Annotated in this window: 15 protein-coding genes; 6 read left to right on the top strand and 9 right to left on the bottom strand. The window is 33.4% G+C overall.

The window, feature by feature from the left end:
• Complete coding sequence (locus tag ACODSI_RS04195) at positions 1-486, bottom strand: acyl-CoA carboxylase biotin carboxyl carrier protein subunit (RefSeq protein WP_488915591.1); 486 nt, start codon at positions 484-486, stop codon at positions 1-3.
• A gap of 174 nt (positions 487-660) precedes the next feature.
• On the opposite strand from ACODSI_RS04195, the gene ACODSI_RS04190 reads away from it, so the two are divergent.
• From ACODSI_RS04190 to ACODSI_RS04180, 3 genes are read left to right on the top strand one after another with little or no spacing between them, the layout of a single operon-like run.
• Positions 661-1,875, top strand: coding sequence for a tetratricopeptide repeat protein (locus ACODSI_RS04190; RefSeq protein WP_488915590.1), 1,215 nt, complete (start codon positions 661-663; stop codon positions 1,873-1,875).
• A gap of 6 nt (positions 1,876-1,881) precedes the next feature.
• Positions 1,882-2,400: an FAD:protein FMN transferase gene (locus ACODSI_RS04185; protein WP_488915589.1), complete on the top strand. Its 519-nt coding sequence runs from the start codon at positions 1,882-1,884 to the stop codon at positions 2,398-2,400.
• Positions 2,397-2,885, top strand: a complete 489-nt coding sequence (locus tag ACODSI_RS04180; protein ID WP_488915588.1) for an FAD:protein FMN transferase — start codon at positions 2,397-2,399, stop codon at positions 2,883-2,885. Before ACODSI_RS04185 ends, ACODSI_RS04180 begins: the two co-directional genes overlap by 4 nt.
• Before the next feature lie 49 nt (positions 2,886-2,934).
• On the opposite strand, the gene ACODSI_RS04175 is transcribed toward ACODSI_RS04180, so the two are convergent.
• The 7 genes from ACODSI_RS04175 to ACODSI_RS04145 form a co-directional block, all read right to left on the bottom strand.
• On the bottom strand, positions 2,935-3,753 hold the full coding sequence (locus ACODSI_RS04175; protein ID WP_488915587.1) for a T9SS type A sorting domain-containing protein: 819 nt from the start codon (positions 3,751-3,753) through the stop codon (positions 2,935-2,937).
• Between the two features lie 35 nt (positions 3,754-3,788).
• Positions 3,789-4,322, bottom strand: a complete 534-nt coding sequence (locus ACODSI_RS04170) for a YceI family protein (protein ID WP_488915586.1) — start codon at positions 4,320-4,322, stop codon at positions 3,789-3,791.
• Between the two features lie 13 nt (positions 4,323-4,335).
• Positions 4,336-4,686 carry a hypothetical protein gene (locus ACODSI_RS04165; RefSeq protein ID WP_488915585.1) on the bottom strand — a complete coding sequence of 117 codons (351 nt, stop codon included), beginning with the start codon at positions 4,684-4,686 and terminating at the stop codon, positions 4,336-4,338.
• A gap of 11 nt (positions 4,687-4,697) precedes the next feature.
• Positions 4,698-5,570, bottom strand: coding sequence for a DUF5777 family beta-barrel protein (locus ACODSI_RS04160; protein ID WP_488915584.1), 873 nt, complete (start codon positions 5,568-5,570; stop codon positions 4,698-4,700).
• Positions 5,571-5,578: 8 nt separating this feature from the next.
• Entirely contained in the window at positions 5,579-5,983 is a 405-nt protein-coding gene (locus ACODSI_RS04155; RefSeq protein WP_488915583.1) for an OB-fold protein, read from the bottom strand.
• Positions 5,984-6,235: 252 nt separating this feature from the next.
• Positions 6,236-6,982, bottom strand: a complete 747-nt coding sequence (locus ACODSI_RS04150; RefSeq protein WP_488915582.1) for a T9SS type A sorting domain-containing protein — start codon at positions 6,980-6,982, stop codon at positions 6,236-6,238.
• A 5-nt stretch (positions 6,983-6,987) separates the two neighbouring features.
• The gene (locus tag ACODSI_RS04145) at positions 6,988-7,500 is read right to left on the bottom strand and encodes an ankyrin repeat domain-containing protein (protein ID WP_488915581.1); all 513 of its coding nucleotides are present in this window, start codon (positions 7,498-7,500) and stop codon (positions 6,988-6,990) included.
• Between the two features lie 175 nt (positions 7,501-7,675).
• Here ACODSI_RS04145 and ACODSI_RS04140 point away from each other — a divergent pair, with 175 nt between their 5' ends.
• The 3 genes from ACODSI_RS04140 to ACODSI_RS04130 all read left to right on the top strand — a co-directional run bounded on the left by ACODSI_RS04140 (position 7,676) and on the right by ACODSI_RS04130 (position 14,427).
• Positions 7,676-9,616, top strand: coding sequence for a tetratricopeptide repeat-containing sensor histidine kinase (locus ACODSI_RS04140; protein ID WP_488915580.1), 1,941 nt, complete (start codon positions 7,676-7,678; stop codon positions 9,614-9,616).
• Between the two features lie 93 nt (positions 9,617-9,709).
• On the top strand, positions 9,710-10,471 hold the full coding sequence (locus tag ACODSI_RS04135; protein WP_488915579.1) for a LytR/AlgR family response regulator transcription factor: 762 nt from the start codon (positions 9,710-9,712) through the stop codon (positions 10,469-10,471).
• 32 nt (positions 10,472-10,503) lie between these two features.
• Positions 10,504-14,427, top strand: coding sequence for a DUF7619 domain-containing protein (locus tag ACODSI_RS04130; protein WP_488915578.1), 3,924 nt, complete (start codon positions 10,504-10,506; stop codon positions 14,425-14,427).
• A 52-nt stretch (positions 14,428-14,479) separates the two neighbouring features.
• Here ACODSI_RS04130 and ACODSI_RS04125 read toward each other — a convergent pair whose 3' ends face one another.
• Positions 14,480-16,663 carry a B12-binding domain-containing radical SAM protein gene (locus ACODSI_RS04125; RefSeq protein ID WP_488915577.1) on the bottom strand — a complete coding sequence of 728 codons (2,184 nt, stop codon included), beginning with the start codon at positions 16,661-16,663 and terminating at the stop codon, positions 14,480-14,482.
• Positions 16,664-16,760 lie beyond the last annotated feature (97 nt).

The following is a 16,760-nucleotide window of genomic DNA, read 5'->3' as shown; positions in this document are numbered from 1 at the left end:
CTATTCAAATTCAATTAACAGTTGTCCTTTATCTACAGCATTGCCAATAGCTACTGCAATAGCTTTAATTTTTCCATCACGAGGCGAAAGGAAACTATTCTCCATTTTCATGGCTTCTAAAATCAATAAAGGGTCGTTTTCTTTAACCTCTTGTCCAACCTCAACATTTATTTCTAAAATTAAGCCTGGCATTGGTGCTTTTATAGCATTAACCACTTTTGTTCTGCCACGTTCAATTCCTAAACCTTGAATTAAAAGGTCTAAATCGTTCGAAATAGCTACTTCATAGCTGTTGTTGTTGACCTTAATAGTATATTTTTTTGAGAGAAAATCGGCAGCTGTAATTTCTGCTTTATAAGGTTTACTGTCTTTTAACACATGGAATGTATCATTTCCAATGCTAACAGCATCTAATTGGTTAAGATCGCTTTCTGTAAAATCAAACGAAGTAGAATGATTTACCGAAAGCTTATAAGAATTACTCATAAGACTTAGTTTTAATTTGGAGTAAAATTAGTAAAAGAAAACGTTTTCGTAACTGATAATTATCACAAATTTGGAAAATTGGTATAGTTTTATTTTCAAGACATCTTAAGCATAATTTAAAATAACAACTTAAAAAATTAGTCTATTTTTGTGCATAGCAACAACGAAAAATTCATGAAAAAACTATTGCTTATTTTTCTTATTACCAACTGTATAACAACTAGTTACTGCCAAACCAAAAAAGAAGAATACAAAGACTGTGCTTTTCAAAAATATTATAAAGAAGATTTTACAGGAGCTATAACTTGCTTAGACCAATTAATCGCTTTGTATCCAAACGATTCTGTAGCCTATAACGACAGAGGTTTGATTAAAGAAATTATTCACGATTACTCTGGTGCCATAGCCGATTTTACCAAAGAAATTGAAATTGACCCAACATTTGCGGATAGTTATTTTTTTAGAGCCATGACAAAGGACAAACTCAAAAATAGAAAAGGCGCCGTTGCAGATTATAAAATGACCGTTACATACGAGCCAAAAAATTCGGATGCTTTTTACTTTATGGGGTTGAATCAATTTGCCCTAGGTGATACCAAAAGTGCCTTACTAAATTATAAAACTGCCCTTTTAAAAAGAACCGATAATTATCCTGTGTATGCTGAACTTGGATTATTAAAAGCGCAATCAAAACAATATACCGAAGCTCTGAGTTACTGTGACAAAGCTATCAATTTAGATAAAACTATTGAAAAAGCCTACTATTACAAAGGTTGGATTAAAGCACAACAACTTCAGTATAAAGAAGCTATAATCGAATTTGAAAAAGCTATAGACTTGAATCCCAATTATGAAGAAGTACTCTATTATGGGAATTTAAAACGGAATTTTAGTGGTTTTAAAACGGCGTTAATACAATACAACAACACTGAAAATACAATTAAAACCGACAGTTCCTATTATAAAAAAGGACTTGTAAATTTATACTTAAAGGAGTTTAAAAATGCTGTTTTAAATTTTGATAAAAGTATAGGATTAAACCCAAATTGGTCGATACTATACTACCAAAGAGCTATGGGTAAAAGTCAATTAAAGGATGCTGATGGTGCCATTGCGGATTACACTAAGTATTTACAATTCGAGCCCAAACACGACAAAACATACTATTATTTAGCATTGGAACAACTGAAAAAAAATGATGTGGAATCAGCTTTATCAAATTTAACTAAAGCTATTGAAATTGATGGATACATTCCAGAATACTATTTAAAAAGAAGCGAAATCTATTCCCTGAAAAATGAAACTGAAAAAAAGTGTAACGACATCAAAAAATTCATTGCTTTGGGTGGAACCTATCGTTTTAAAATCCCAAAAACGACTTGCAAATAATATCATATGAATAAAAAATACTATTTAATTGTCTCATTTTCATTTTTTTCGATTTTAGGTTTTTGTCAAAAAGAACCTTTGTTGGTAGAAGGTTTTGCTCAAGGAACAACCTATCACATTACGTATTTGGATGAACAAGAGCGTTTTTTTAAGAAAGAAATTGACAGCATTTTACATGATTTTGATTTATCGGTTTCGACTTACAATCCGAATTCAATAATTACAAAAATCAACACCAATCAAAAAAATGTGGAACTAGATTCGTATTTTATTACTTGTTTTAAAAAAGCTAAAGAAGTTTGGAAAAATAGTGACGGAGCCTTTGACCCAACCGTCTATCCGCTTGTGAATGCATGGGGATTTGGCCCGGGTAAGAAACAAAAAATAGAACCGCAACGCATTGACAGTATTTTAAAATTTGTAGGCTTTAACCTGATTCAACTTAAAGGGAATACAATAGTTAAAAAAGATACCCGAGTAGCCCAGACTTTAATGCTTTTGCTCAAGGTTATTCGGTCGACGTGATTTCAGAATACTTAAATTCAAAAGGAATTACTTCGTATGTGGTTGAAATTGGCGGTGAAGTTTTTGCTAAAGGAAAAATGAATAATGGCACTAATTGGGTGATTGGAATTGAAAAACCAATTGATAATAAATCCTCAGGAAATCCTTTTGTGATGAACATTAAACTCGATGGATTAGCCATTGCAACCTCTGGTAATTATAGAAAATTTACCATTGAAAATGGAATAAAATATGCACATCATATTGATCCAAAAACAGGTTACCCAACCAAAAACAACTTATTGAGTGTCTCTATAATTTCAAAGCAATGCATAACCTCCGATGCTTATGCAACAGGAGTTTTAGTTATGGGATTGGAAAAAGCAAAATTATTTCTTGAAAAACACAAAGAGCTTGAGGCCTTACTAATTTATTCTGATGAAAATGGCGAGTATCAATTTTATGAAACCCCCAATTTAAAAGAGTTGCTGTGTAAAGTAGAATAAAAAAGCATCCTTTTTAGGATGCTTTTTTATTTATACGGTAACTAATTTATTATTTATCCAATACCACTTTGTAGCTAGATGAACCATTATCATCAGACACATTAATGAAATAAACGCCATTTGTGTAGTTAGACAAATCAACTGTTTTAGTTGTAATTGTAGAAGAAGTCTCAATATTTTCTTCATATATAATTGCACCTAAAGTATTCACTACTGTAATGTTTTTAATTTGAGATTTCAAATCAAGATTAAAAACTCCTTTAGAAGGATTTGGATATACGACCACTTCTGGTCCTTTGGAAAAATTTTCATTGGCTAATGTTGGAGTCCAACTTAATGAAATTCCTGTGAAATTAGTATCTGCAGCAACATCAGCTGTGTTGGTATAAGCTGTCGCTCCTTTCACGAATGGGAAATATCTTGTAGCTGTTGATGCACCGTGCCCCCAAGTTTCTTGAATACAAACTCTGTAATTTCCATCAGCAAGTAATGTTGTTCCAGCAGCATTTTTACCATCCCAAGTAACAGTTCTTGCAGTGAAAGTAGTTTGAGTAGCTCCAGTTGTGGCACCAACAACACTGGCTGCAGATTTAGTATTCCATGTTGGCAAATGGTCGTTTGTCCCTCCAGCCCAATAGCGTAAATTAGTTTTTACGAAGGTTGATGTTCCTACAGTAGTTCCAGCACCACAAGTAGCACAACTTTCAATCCATACAGCTAAAACATATCTACCATCAGTAACATAATTTCCAGTAGTATGTTTTGGGGTTGTAAATGTAAACGACATTGTTCCTGCCGTTTGGGCTTTTAATGATGTTGAAAAGCATATTGTAACTGCTAATACAACTAAAAATAAAATTTTCTTCATGATCATTGAATTGCTTTGCGTTGTATTTTAATGTATTATTTATTCTCTAAATCTAATTTAATTGAAATTTTGGCCGTTTCTGCTAATGTTTTTTTGGCCATGGCAGGAACCTCTAATTTGTAATCATTTAACTTCACTACAAAGTTTCCAACGATGGTTAATTTACCACCTGCAGCAGAAATGGTAACTTTAGTTTTAACTTTATTAGTTACACCGTGAATGGTCAAATCGCCTTCAACATCATACGTTCCTGTTTTGCCATCATAGTTTAACACTTTTCCTTTGAAACTGGTTTTTGGAAGTTTATCACTTTCCATGTAATTTTCATTAAAGTGTTCCTCCATTAGAGGCGATTTAAACTTGAATGATTTTACCAAACCTTGCACAACAAGTTCACCAGTTGTTTTATCAAATATTGAAGAAACGGTAGTACTTGTGCCAATAACTGAATCTAATGCTCCGGGAACAGTGGCGTCAAACTTTATTTCTCCTGAGCGGGTAATCATTTTTTGTGAAAACATAACCGTCGAGAAAACCAAACATACCATAGAAATTAAAATCTTTTTCATGTTTATTTATTTTTTAGTTAGGATAATTATTTGTTGCCCAAGTTTTAATCATGTTAACTGTTGATGAAGGTAGCGAACCACTTGGAGGCATTATAGAACCACAAGTTCCATCTAATCTGCAAAGCAGTGCATTACTATTGGTTCCATCTGCGGCACTTTTAACAGCATCATAAGTGTCTAAATCGGGAAACTGATTTCCTCCAGAATGACAACTCACACAATTAGCATCCATTATTGGAGCAATGTTAGCAGTATAGGTTGGATTAGTAACTACTGGAGAAAGGTCTTGAGTAGTAGTCGAATCACAAGAGATTAATAAAAGACCACTAACCATTATCATTACTATTATTTTTGCTTTTTTCATAACTTTTATTTTTAAAAAACTCTATACATATTAAATCCGAAGTAAATACCTCTACCACCTGTAATACCATTTGCATTGGTATAATAAGAAACATCATTCATTGGCTGACTGTTTGATAAGACCAATTGAAATACGTGACCACCAGTTTCAATATCCAAATCAAGTGTTGCTGGATTGTGATAAGGTGATTTGAATCCTTCTGGAGTGCTCAAGCGAGCAGCATAATCAAAATTCAAGCTCAAACGTTTAGAAATTTTGCAACGTGCTCCAGTTCCTAATAAAAAGGTATTCTTTTTGGCTTCCGTTTCGGCATCATACAAATTTTTGTGAATGAAAATCGGAGTGATTTCTGCAGAAAAAACACTTGAAAATTTTCTAGAAATAATCAATTGATTGGAATAGGCCAAGCGGTTATCAAATTTAACGTCTGGATAGAGTACTTTTAATTTTTCACTATTAATATCCATAGTATTATAACCTACTATAGTAAAAGGAAAACCATTATCCAATTGATTCGCAAACTTATATTTTAAGGCTAATTCATACGTTTTATTATAAGTATGTCTTGACAAACCAAAAGATAACCAATTAGTCACACCATAAATACCACCCAATTTGGTTAAAGCATTATCCAAACCAAAGAAGTTGTTGATACCATTTGTTAAATCTCCAAAACGGTGCGAAACCAAGAAATAGAATTCTCCTTGCACTGGTAATTTTGTAGATTGCATGTTGGCGACCTGCAAACCTTTGAACGCCGCAGAAGTAATTTCTTTTTTATCGGATTTAGTAGCATCCAATTCATTCATCAAATCATCCTGTGCATTGGCTAAACCAAAACAAAAAAGGAAGAAAGCAGAAAGTGTGATTTTAAGTAATTTCATTTTTTTTATTATTTATTTATAGAACATTGATCTAAATTTACGTTGCCCATTAAGTCGTCATATCCAACTACTCTTCCTTTAACACTAATGGTCTGACCTACTTTTAAAGTAGTATCGGCAGTTAAAAAATTACAAACTACAATTTCATCGAGTAGTACTTCTTTATCTTTTATAGAAGTTATGATTCCAGAAACCGATACTGGTTTTTCAAGATATTTTTTGTTTGCCTCTGCTTCATTGGTTGTAAATGCAGCTAAAATATCTTTTGTCTTCATTGTAAAAGCAGCTTGTTCAGATTGAACATCTCTTTTTCCTCCGTGATAGGCATAGTATCTAGCCGAGAAAAATGCGATTACGATTACCGCTGAAATCACGACTAAAACTATCAGTACTTTTTTGAGTTTTTTATTCATTTTGTTGAAATATTATTACTTTTAATCGATGAAATATATTATTTACTCGTCAAAATTAAGAATTTTATATTGTTAGTATAAATTAACACCTGAATATTTACTTAATTTCATTTTAAGTAAAAACTACATCGATTTAGTAGTTAAAAAAATATTTTTGTAAACTAATACATATGTTTTTTATTTAAATCCGTTATCTTTTATGCAAAAAAAGCACCCTAAAAGGATGCTTTTAAATTGAATAGTTGTAATTGATTAATTTACAATTACTTTTTTCCAAGATTTTTCAGTATCATTTTGCAATTCTAGTAAATAAACTCCTGCTTGAAGTCCTTTTACATTAATTTCAACACTTTCTGAATCGTCAAGAACTTCAATAGTTTTCACTAAAACACCTGTTTGAGTATATACGTTAATAGTAGAGAGTTGGGTTTTAGTTTTTACTACAAAATTACCCTCAGAAGGATTAGGAACAATAGATGAAGCATTCAAAGAGAAATCTTCAACTCCTAATGCCGTTCTTGTCAGAACAGTATTCGAATGCGTGGAATTGTGTTGCCCTAAAACCGTCGTATTACTTAAAGCAAAAATGATTGGAATATCAGTAGCTGAGTTAGCAAAAGTATAATCTCCTGTAGAAACCAAAGCTCTTGAGGCAACTACTGTTCTAACCCCAGAAGCAACATTATCAGAAACAATGGTCCAACTTTGTGAGGCATCTGGTGAAGGCGTAGATTGACCTCCTGAAGGCGTGTAATCTCTATTGCTGGTTGAATTCCAAATAAACATATCGCTTACTTCAAACATTGAAAACCCACCAAAACCAATTCCTAACCAAGTGTTACTTGGTCCAGTTAAGGTTAAAGTTACTGTAGTAGTGTTGGTATCAATTTTAATAGTGTAACCTGTGGTAAGGGTTACGGTTCCTGTGGTAAATTGGGCAACGGAAATCGTTGAAAACCCAAAGACTAAAAGTAAGGTTAAAAGTAATTTTCTTTTCATAGTTTTTATTTTAAGAGATTAATAATTTGTTCATTTTTGGTTTTGGTTGCATATTCAAATGCGGTTATACCTTCTTTATTTAGGAGTGTTTTATCAGCTTTATACTTCAGTAAAATAGAAATTAATTCAGGCTTTTGAAATTGAACCGCATACATTAAAGCCGTAATTCCATTAGCATCTGTTACATTTGGATTGGCTTTTTTTTCTAACAATAATGTCACCAATTCTAAATTGCCTTTAACAACAGCAGCCATTAAAGCTGTACCATCGAGACTACTATAATCCAAGTTGGCATTTTTGGAAATCAAAAATTTAGCGACTTCAGCATTGCCTCTATAACAAGCCAAAATCAGCATACTTGATGAATGACTGTCTACAGAATCAATAACTTTAGGATTGTCATGGTACATTTCTTCCATTTGTACAACCGTTCCTTTTCTGGCTAAATCAAAGCAACTTAACTTTTGTGAAAAAATTTGTCCTGAAAGTAATACCGCTAAAATGATAAGATAATGCATAGTATATTTTTGCCAAATTTATTGTAAATCTGACAATTATCATATTATTTCTTTCCTTTTTTTTATATAAAAAATCCAAAAAAAGATTGTACTAATCCAATCACTAAGAATACTAACTCGAAACTAACGAATACTCGTTCATTCTTTTAAAAATAGAAACTTAAGTTATATTTGTATGGATAAGTTAAAACAATCTATTTTGAAAAATACGTTTAACATTACAGGCCTCTTTATTTTGATATTAATGAATAGTTTTTGCTATTCCCAAACCACATCAATTGACAGTTTAAAAAGAGTACTACGAGTAGCCAAAGTAGATACCGTTAAAGCAAACATCTACAATAATTTAGCTAATAATTTTAAGGAGGTAAATCCCGATTCTACGACTTATTATGCTAATAAGGCATTGGTTTTATCACAAAAAGTGAAATTCGATTTCGGAATAGCAACAGCCTACATTAACAACGGAAACGCCAATATCATTATAGGTAATTACAAAAAAGCAACGAACTATTTTAACAAGGCAAAGTCGGAATTTGAAAAATTAATAGAAACCAATGAAAACAACACGTTATTTAAAAAAGGTCTAGCACGTGCTTTAGCCAGTTTAGGGGTCATATACTCGCAAGAAGGTAATTATTATGTTGCACTAGAGAATTATCAAAAAGCGTTAAAAATTTATCTCGAAATTGATGATAAAAACAGTATTTCTAAGGCTTACAACAATATTGGAGTCGTTTACAAATCGCAAGAAAACAAACCTAAAGCACTCGAATTTTTCAAAAAAGCATTGGCCATTCAAGAAGAAATTGGTGAACAAACCGTTCCAGTAACATTAACCAATATTGGAGTGATTTATTTTGAACAAAACAATTTGACTCAAGCGATCAATTACTACAATAAGGCTCAAAAGGCTTTTGAAAAAATAGATAACAAACGTGGTTTTGCCTTATTAAACAATTATTTAGGTGATTATTATCAAAAACAAAAAGAGGTAACCCAAGCCCTATCCTACTACAATCTTTCATTAAAGCTGTATGAAGAAATTCAAAATAAATTTGGTGCTTCCTTAGCCTTATACAATCTTGGTCAACTGTATTTTAATCAAAAAAAATATGATCAAGCAATGCCTTTTGCAACTAAATCGCTTTCTTATGCTAAAGAAATTGGCGTATTAGATCAAACCTACCATTCTGAAAAATTATTGAGTGAGTTGTATGAATTTCAAAACAACCACCAGCAATCGTTAGTGCATTACAAAAACTATATTTTGGCACGTGATAGCTTAAATAACTTGGAAAACGACAAAAAATTTGTTCGTGCCGAAATGAATTTTGAATACCAAAAGAAAGAAGCATTACTCAATGAACGAGCCAAATCGCAACGCTGGTTACTGTTGTTTTCGGTGATTGGAATTTTACTTTTAATTGGATTGATCTTGCTAATTTTTAACCGAAGACAAGTCAAACGCCGATTAACACTGCAAAAAGAAGTGGCCGAATACGAACAAAAAGCACTGCATTTACAAATGAATCCGCATTTTGTATTCAATTGTTTGGGATCGATTTCGAGTTTTATTGTGCAAAACGGTACCGACTCGGCTTTGAAATATTTATCGAAATTTTCAAAATTAATGCGATTGACCCTCGAATATTCGAAAGGTTCGCTAATACCTATTGACAAAGAAATTGAAAGTTTGCAGAATTACTTAGAATTAGAACAATTGCGGTTTCATAACAAATTTGAATTCAAAATCAATTCGTCTGATAAAGTCGAATTCAATATGGGTTTACCGCCTTTATTGATACAGCCGTTTGTAGAAAATGCCATCTTGCACGGCTTGGTTCCGAAGGAAGAAAACGGCAGGCTCGAAGTCAATTTTGATGTAAAAAACAACCAATTGGTGTGCACCATAACCGACAATGGGATTGGCATTTCCAAATCGAAACAAATCAAAGAAAATTCGGTGCAGGCCCACAAATCGATGGCGTTGGAAATCACTAAAAAACGATTGGAAATTATGGAAGCTACCATTTCTAAATCGGCACAAATAGAAATTATAGAAAACAATGGCACCATCGTTACGTTGCGATTGCCCATACAATATATTCAATAAAGCTATAAGCCTTAAGCTTTAGGCTTTAGGCTTTAGGCAAAAAATAGTTGAACCAGTTTAAAGCATATTGCTTAAAGCTTAAAGCAAAAAAGAATGATTACAGCAGTATTAATAGACGACGACAAACATTTACGCGAAGGATTGAAAGCGCTTTTGCAACGGTATACGAATGAAATTAACATTATCGGTGAAGCCGAAAGTGTCAAAACAGGTGTGGCAACTTTAGAACAATTGCAGCCTCAAGTGATTTTTTTAGACATTCATTTGGCCGACGGCACTGGATTTGACATTTTAGAACAACTGGCTAAAACCAAAGGAAAAACATCGGCTCATATTGTGTTTATTACGGCTCACGAACAATATGCGTTAAAGGCATTTAAGTTTAGTGCATTAGATTTTATATTAAAACCGGTAGATCCTGAAGAATTGCAAAACACGATTGTAAAAATAAAAGAAGCAGTGGGCAAAAGTAACTCGTTTGAGCATATTGATTTGTTGTTGGAAAACATTCGTAAGAAAGTTGATAATTTTAAACGCATCGCTTTATCAACCAGTGATGGGATTCATTTGTTTGATGTTTCCGATATCATTCGTTGTGAAGCCAAAGGAAATTATACCGAGTTTTTTATTAAAAACCATAAACCCGTTTTGATTTCTAAAACCTTAAAAGAATATGAAGAATTGTTGACCGAACACGGATTTGAACGCATTCATCAATCCCATTTAATAAATGTCTCCTACCTCAAATCGTATATCAAAAGTGATGGTGGTTATGTGATAATGGCCGATAACACTAACATTCCGATTGCGCAAAGCAAAAAAGAACGATTACAAGAATTGATAAAAGCATTATAAAAAGAAAATAGATTTTTCAAAAGAATACTACTATGAAAACAAAAACTATAAAATCACAAACTATGAGAACGTTACTTTTACTGTTACTTTTTGTATCGGGTTTTGCTTACGCGCAACCACCTATTAACAATCCCACACCTTATGAAGTTTGTGATGATAATAATGATGGAATCGCTCCTTTTTTCATACACGATAAAGATGCTGAAATAATAAATGGACAGCCTAATTTGGTGGTATCCTATTTTTTATCTCTAGCAGATGCTCAAGCAAATACTAATGAGATTACCCCAAATCCATTTTTTAATATCATTCAATCCAGTCAAATACTATATGCAAGAGTTATAGACCCTGCCGACCCCAATAATCCCTCTTTTACTACAATGAATTTGGTGGTTAATCCTCTTCCTAATTTCTTTATTCCAAATACAACTGTTTGCTCTGGTACAATAGCTGCTGTTACCGCGTTTAATAATGCTGGGATAGGTAATTATAACTACGCTTGGACTACACCTCCTGGGGTTCCAAATCCTGGAAATGTAGATAGCTTTACTACAGATGTTGCTGGTTTATATATGCTTTTGGTTACCAATTTAACCACATCGTGTAGCGCTACTTTTTCAACAACGGTAAATTTTTTTCCATTAGTTACACCCGTATTTAATATTCCGACCACTGCATGTGAAAATTCTTTAACCACTTTACCAACAACATCAGAGAATGGCATATATGGAACCTGGTCACCAGCGGCAATGGCAGTTGGAACTACTACTTATGAATTCACGCCAAACCCCGATCAATGCGCCAGTAATTATTCTATAACAATCACTATTCTCCCTTCTCCAACGGCCAACCAAGCGCCCAATTTAGTAGTTGTGGATAACCCTTATGATGGGTTTGCAACATTTGATTTAACATCTAATAATGCTATAATTAACAGTGGTTCAGGCATTCAATTTCAATATTTCTTAACTCTTGCCAATGCTCAAAATAATACTAATCCAATTACTAATCCAACAGCCTACTTAAACACAATCAATACGCAACCCATTTATGTTAGCGTTTTTGATCCAGCTGGTCCAAACTGTACTACTATAACCAGTTTTAATTTGGTGGTTACCAATCCTAATATCGTTTACATACCCGATGCCCATTTCAAAGCCAAATTGATTACGCTTGGTGTTGACACCAATACTGATGGTGAAATTCAATATACCGAAGCTAGTGCTGTTGCCAATCCAATAGACGTAAGTAGTTCTTCGATTACTGATATTACTGGATTTGAAGCGTTTACCAATGTTCCTTCTTTTAGATGTGTTGCTAATAATATTACTAGTATCAACTTAAGTAACTTACCTAACTTAAAGAGTTTTGATTGTGGATTTAACAACAATCTGACCTCTTTAAACTTGACCAATCTCGTGGCTTTAGATAGCTTAAAAACATACAATACTAATCTGAGTTTGCTTAATGTCAATAATCTAACATCGTTAAAACATTTAGATTGTTCTTACAATCACATTACCAGTTTGAATGTGAACAATCTTACCAATTTAAAAATCTTTAATTGTGCTTCCAACTGGCTAACCACGATTGATGTAACACCATTAACAGCGTTAGAATATTTAAATTGTTCGATGAATCAATTGGCAACCATAAATGTGACTCCGTTAATAAATTTAAAAACATTAATCTGCTCTAATAACAATATCAATAGTTTAAGTTTAGTAAATCTACCCAGTTTAGAACATCTCGAATACGGGAATAATCAAAGTACCTCTTTAACCTTTTCCAACTTACCTAACATGAAGTATTTGGATTGTGGAGGAAATAGCTTGGTAACCTTAAATGCTAGTATTTTACCTTTATTAGAATATTTAGATTGTAGTGGCAATCATTTAACATCTATAAATGTGACTGGATTAACTCATTTAAGTTATTTTACACTGGCATTAAATCAAGTGGCTTCAATTAACGTTTCTGGTTTATCGAGTTTGAATTATTTCAATTGCTCTTCCAATCAATTGACAACATTAAACGTTTCTGGATTAAATAATTTAACTAGTTTGTATGCTTCAAACAACACTATTTCTTCAACTGATTTAACCAATTTACCAAGTTTATCATTAGCTTACTTTGATTACAATCAATTGACTAGTTTAGATTTAACAGGCTCTAACAATACATCCAATGTATATTGCAATAATAATTTATTAACCAATTTAAGTATCGCTGGTTTAGCCAATTTAAGCTGGTTGGATTGTCATGAAAATCATTTAACAACTATAAATTTTACAGGATTAAGTTTATTACAAACTGTTTTGTGTGACCACAATAATTTAACAAGTTTAGATTTTTCTACTTGTCCAATGTTTCAAAATCTAAGCTGCTCATACAATGCATTAACCAATATTAATATCAAAAATGGCTTTTCATACATCAACACCAACAATTTTTGGCATGAAAATCCAAATTTAACTTTCGTATGTGGCGACGATGGAGAACTGACAGCTATTGGTCAAATTTTAAATCAAAGCATCAACGTAAATAATGGAAACGTAGTTTTTAACAGCTATTGTTCCTTCAATCCTAATGGTACTTACAACACCATAACTGGAACGGTGCGTTATGATTTCAATAACAATGGTTGTGATGCTACCGATTCTCCGGCGCAAAACATAAAAATCGGTATTACCAATTGGTCAACGGTTGGAGCAACCTTTACCAATGCTACTGGTAATTATACTTTTTATACCACATTAGCCGATCAATCTATTACACCTGAGTTGGAAAATCCAAACTATTTTAATGTTACGCCACTCACTACCGTAGTCAGTTTTCCAAACAACAATAATCTAACACAAGTACACGATTTTTGTATTACTCCAAACGGAAATCATCCCGATTTAGAAGTTATTTTACAACCTTTAACCAATGCGCGACCAGGATTTAATTCACGTTATAAGTTGGTGTTGAAAAACAAAGGAAATGTAGCATTATCGAGCTGGACAGGGTTAACTTTGACTTACAACAGCAACAAAATGTCTTTCCTAACAGCAACTGCCACTTCTGCCACAAACAATCCTGGAGTATTAGAATTTGGCTATTCTTTAAATCCCTTTGAAAGCACAAGTATTGAATTAGAATTTAATGTACACTCACCAGTAGCAACCAATCCAACCCATATTGGTGATGTATTGGCTTTTACGGCTAACATCGCAATTGTTGGAACTGACGAAACTCCTGTTGATAATACTTTTACTGTAAATCAAACCGTTGTAGGCTCTTACGATCCAAATGCGATTACTTGTTTGGAAGGCGATACCTTACCAACTTCGGCAATTGGCGAATACCTTCACTACGGCATAACCTTTGAAAATACTGGAAATTATCAAGCCGAAAATGTGGTGGTTAAAGATGTTATTGATACCACAAAATATGATGTAAATTCAATTCAATTGCTTACTACTTCTCATCCGGTGTACACCCGAATTACGAGTAATGTGGTAGAATTTATTTTTGAAAACATCAATTTGGTTGCGGCATCAGGTAATCCACCAGTGGGTGGTCATGGCGATGTACTGTTCAAAATAAAATCGTTGCCTAACTTGGTAAGTGGCGATGTAGCTATTAAATCGGCTAATATCTATTTTGATTACAATGCTCCAATCGACACGAATTTGGCAGAAACTACCTTTAGTAACTTGAATAGTGCTATTTTTCAATTGGATACTAATGTGAGTGTAGCTCCAAATCCAACTCATGGAATGATAAACATCACCAGTAAATTCAATATTAAATCTGTGGAGTTATTTGATGTTCAAGGTAGAATTTTGGAAACGAGTTTTGAAAACAATATGACTTCTAAAATCGATTTATCAGATAAACAAAACGGAATATACTTCCTTAAAATAAATACCGAAAACGGTAGTAAAGTAGAAAAAATAGTAAAAAAATAAAGTTGGTAGTTAATTAGGTGAAAAAGCGTAAATCGAAAGGTTTGCGCTTTTTTTACAAGACTAAAAGACCCGATTCACGCAACGTATTTATTGGTTTTGAATACCAAAACAACTCAAAATCATCAAAGTGATTTTCAAAACTCGACTTGAGTTGTGCCAAAGTTAGTTTACCATCATTATATACCGAAATTGACTCTAAAGTTGCAACTAACCAATTGGCTTTATCCTCTTCTAAGGCAATTTCGAAGGTCTGAATTTTGTCATGAAACGTCAATTTTGTCATTTGCCAAGAATTTCCTTTTTTGGATTTAGTAAAGGTCTCTTGTAATGGCTTTCCTCCTATCCAAACTACTTTTGATGATGGTTTTATAGTAAAATCAGTTGCTTTTTCCAAACAAGAAACAATATAATCGGAAGGGATTTTGGTATTGGGAATTTTAAAATCAAACCAATCTTGTAGCGGATAATCAAAACAAATTCCGTGCATGAAATTGAAAAGCGATTTCTTCAAACCAAAACTAAACCTGTCGTGGTTGATTCCGGTTTTGTCTTTAAAATTGATGTCATTATTGGCAAACGTTATTTCATTTTGTTCTGGAATCACGCCAAATTCTTCAGGAAACATCCCTACCGGTGAATGAGCAGTCATCGCAAATTGGTGCCAAAAACCACTTTGCAAAACACCTAATTCAAATAATTGACGTACCATTTCCAAACTATCAACGGTTTCTTGAACGGTTTGGGTCGGGTAACCATACATCAAATAGGCATGCACCATAATACCGCTTTCGGTAAAGTTTCGAGTTACTTGTGCCACTTGTTCTACGGTTACGCCTTTTTTGATTAATTCGAGTAATCTATCGGAAGCGACTTCCAAACCACCCGAAACTGCAATACAACCGGAGGCTTTTAGTAACACACACAAATCGGCCGTAAAACTTTTCTCAAATCGAATGTTGGTCCACCAAGTCACCACAATCTTTCGTTTGATGATTTCCAAAGCCACTTCTCGCATCAATGCAGGTGGAGCCGCTTCATCAACAAAATGGAATCCATTTTCACCAGTTTGAGCCATCAATTCCTCCATTCGATCGACCAACATTTTGGCCGCGATGGGTTCGTATAATTTAATGTAATCCAACGAAATATCACAAAACGTACATTTTCCCCAGTAACAACCGTGCGCCATAGTAAGTTTATTCCACCGACCATCGCTCCACAAACTGTGCATCGGATTAGCAATTTCTATCACCGAAATGTATCGATCTAAAAGCAAATCGGAATAATCGGGTGTACCTACTTGGCTTTGTTTGTAATCGGGTACAGTAGCATTATTTTTATAGACTACTTTGCCATCTTCAAGCAGAAAAGTACGCTTATACTCTTTATCAATTACCAATTGTTCACTATCAATGATCAATTGAAGTGGTAATTCACCATCATCTAACGTGATAAAATCAAAAAACTCAAATACGCGTTCGTCTTTCAATTCACGCAATTCGGTGTTGGGAAATCCGCCACCCATAGCAATTTTTATGGCCGGATATTGTTTTTTAATAAATTGCGCTGATCGAAAGGCGCTGTACAAATTCCCTGGAAAAGGCACTGAAAAGCATACCAATTTGGGCTGTACTTTTTCAATTTTTTCTTTTAAAATGCGAAGTGTAATGGTATCGATATAGGTACTTTCATTTTGCAAATGTTGGTACAATTCATCAAACGAGTTTGCACTTCTACCCAATCGTTCAGCATAGCGACTGAAACCAAAATTTTCATCGATACAAGCCACAATAAAATCGGATAAATCTTCCAAGTATAATGTAGCCAAATGTTTGGCTTTATCCTGCATTCCCATGGTTCCAAAAGCCCATTCCATATCGTCTAATTGTGCAAATCGAGAAGCCTCTGGAAGGAAATTTCCACTACAAATTTGACGTGCCAACGATGGATTTTTTCCTTGAAGAAAAGCAATTACCGAATCGATAGTTTGAATGTAATCGCCTTGTAAAGAATGTATTCTTTGTAAATTGTCCGTGATCAGCTTGGTAGCATTAATGGAGGAAAAAATATCTAATAACCCTTTTTTAGAAAACAATTCTAAAATTACTTCAATACCTAAATCCATTTGAAATGCGGAAATATTTTTGGTATTTAAAAAACCTTTAATATAAGCCGTTGCTGGATAAGGCGTATTGAGCTGTGTAAAAGGCGGCGTTATTAATAGAATGTCTTTCAATGGATTTTTTTCTTGGTATGCGACTTTAGAGTCTTGAGTACAAAAGTAAAATTAATAATTTAGGATTTAACTATTATTTGGGAAATTGCGTTTGTAA

Source organism: Flavobacterium sp. FG139 (assembly GCF_057809695.1).
This window is presented reverse-complemented; position numbering and strand designations above follow the sequence as displayed.

Bases quoted from the DNA above. Each gene is read 5' to 3' on its own strand.
- ACODSI_RS04195 (WP_488915591.1), bottom strand. From the start codon at position 486: ATGAGTAATTCTTATAAGCTTTCGGTAAATCATTCTACTTCGTTTGAT.
- ACODSI_RS04190 (WP_488915590.1), top strand. From the start codon at position 661: ATGAAAAAACTATTGCTTATTTTTCTTATTACCAACTGTATAACAACT.
- ACODSI_RS04185 (WP_488915589.1), top strand. From the start codon at position 1,882: ATGAATAAAAAATACTATTTAATTGTCTCATTTTCATTTTTTTCGATT.
- ACODSI_RS04175 (WP_488915587.1), bottom strand. From the start codon at position 3,753: ATGAAGAAAATTTTATTTTTAGTTGTATTAGCAGTTACAATATGCTTT.
- ACODSI_RS04170 (WP_488915586.1), bottom strand. From the start codon at position 4,322: ATGAAAAAGATTTTAATTTCTATGGTATGTTTGGTTTTCTCGACGGTT.
- ACODSI_RS04165 (WP_488915585.1), bottom strand. From the start codon at position 4,686: ATGAAAAAAGCAAAAATAATAGTAATGATAATGGTTAGTGGTCTTTTA.
- ACODSI_RS04160 (WP_488915584.1), bottom strand. From the start codon at position 5,570: ATGAAATTACTTAAAATCACACTTTCTGCTTTCTTCCTTTTTTGTTTT.
- ACODSI_RS04155 (WP_488915583.1), bottom strand. From the start codon at position 5,983: ATGAATAAAAAACTCAAAAAAGTACTGATAGTTTTAGTCGTGATTTCA.
- ACODSI_RS04150 (WP_488915582.1), bottom strand. From the start codon at position 6,982: ATGAAAAGAAAATTACTTTTAACCTTACTTTTAGTCTTTGGGTTTTCA.
- ACODSI_RS04145 (WP_488915581.1), bottom strand. From the start codon at position 7,500: ATGCATTATCTTATCATTTTAGCGGTATTACTTTCAGGACAAATTTTT.
- ACODSI_RS04140 (WP_488915580.1), top strand. From the start codon at position 7,676: ATGGATAAGTTAAAACAATCTATTTTGAAAAATACGTTTAACATTACA.
- ACODSI_RS04135 (WP_488915579.1), top strand. From the start codon at position 9,710: ATGATTACAGCAGTATTAATAGACGACGACAAACATTTACGCGAAGGA.
- ACODSI_RS04130 (WP_488915578.1), top strand. From the start codon at position 10,504: ATGAAAACAAAAACTATAAAATCACAAACTATGAGAACGTTACTTTTA.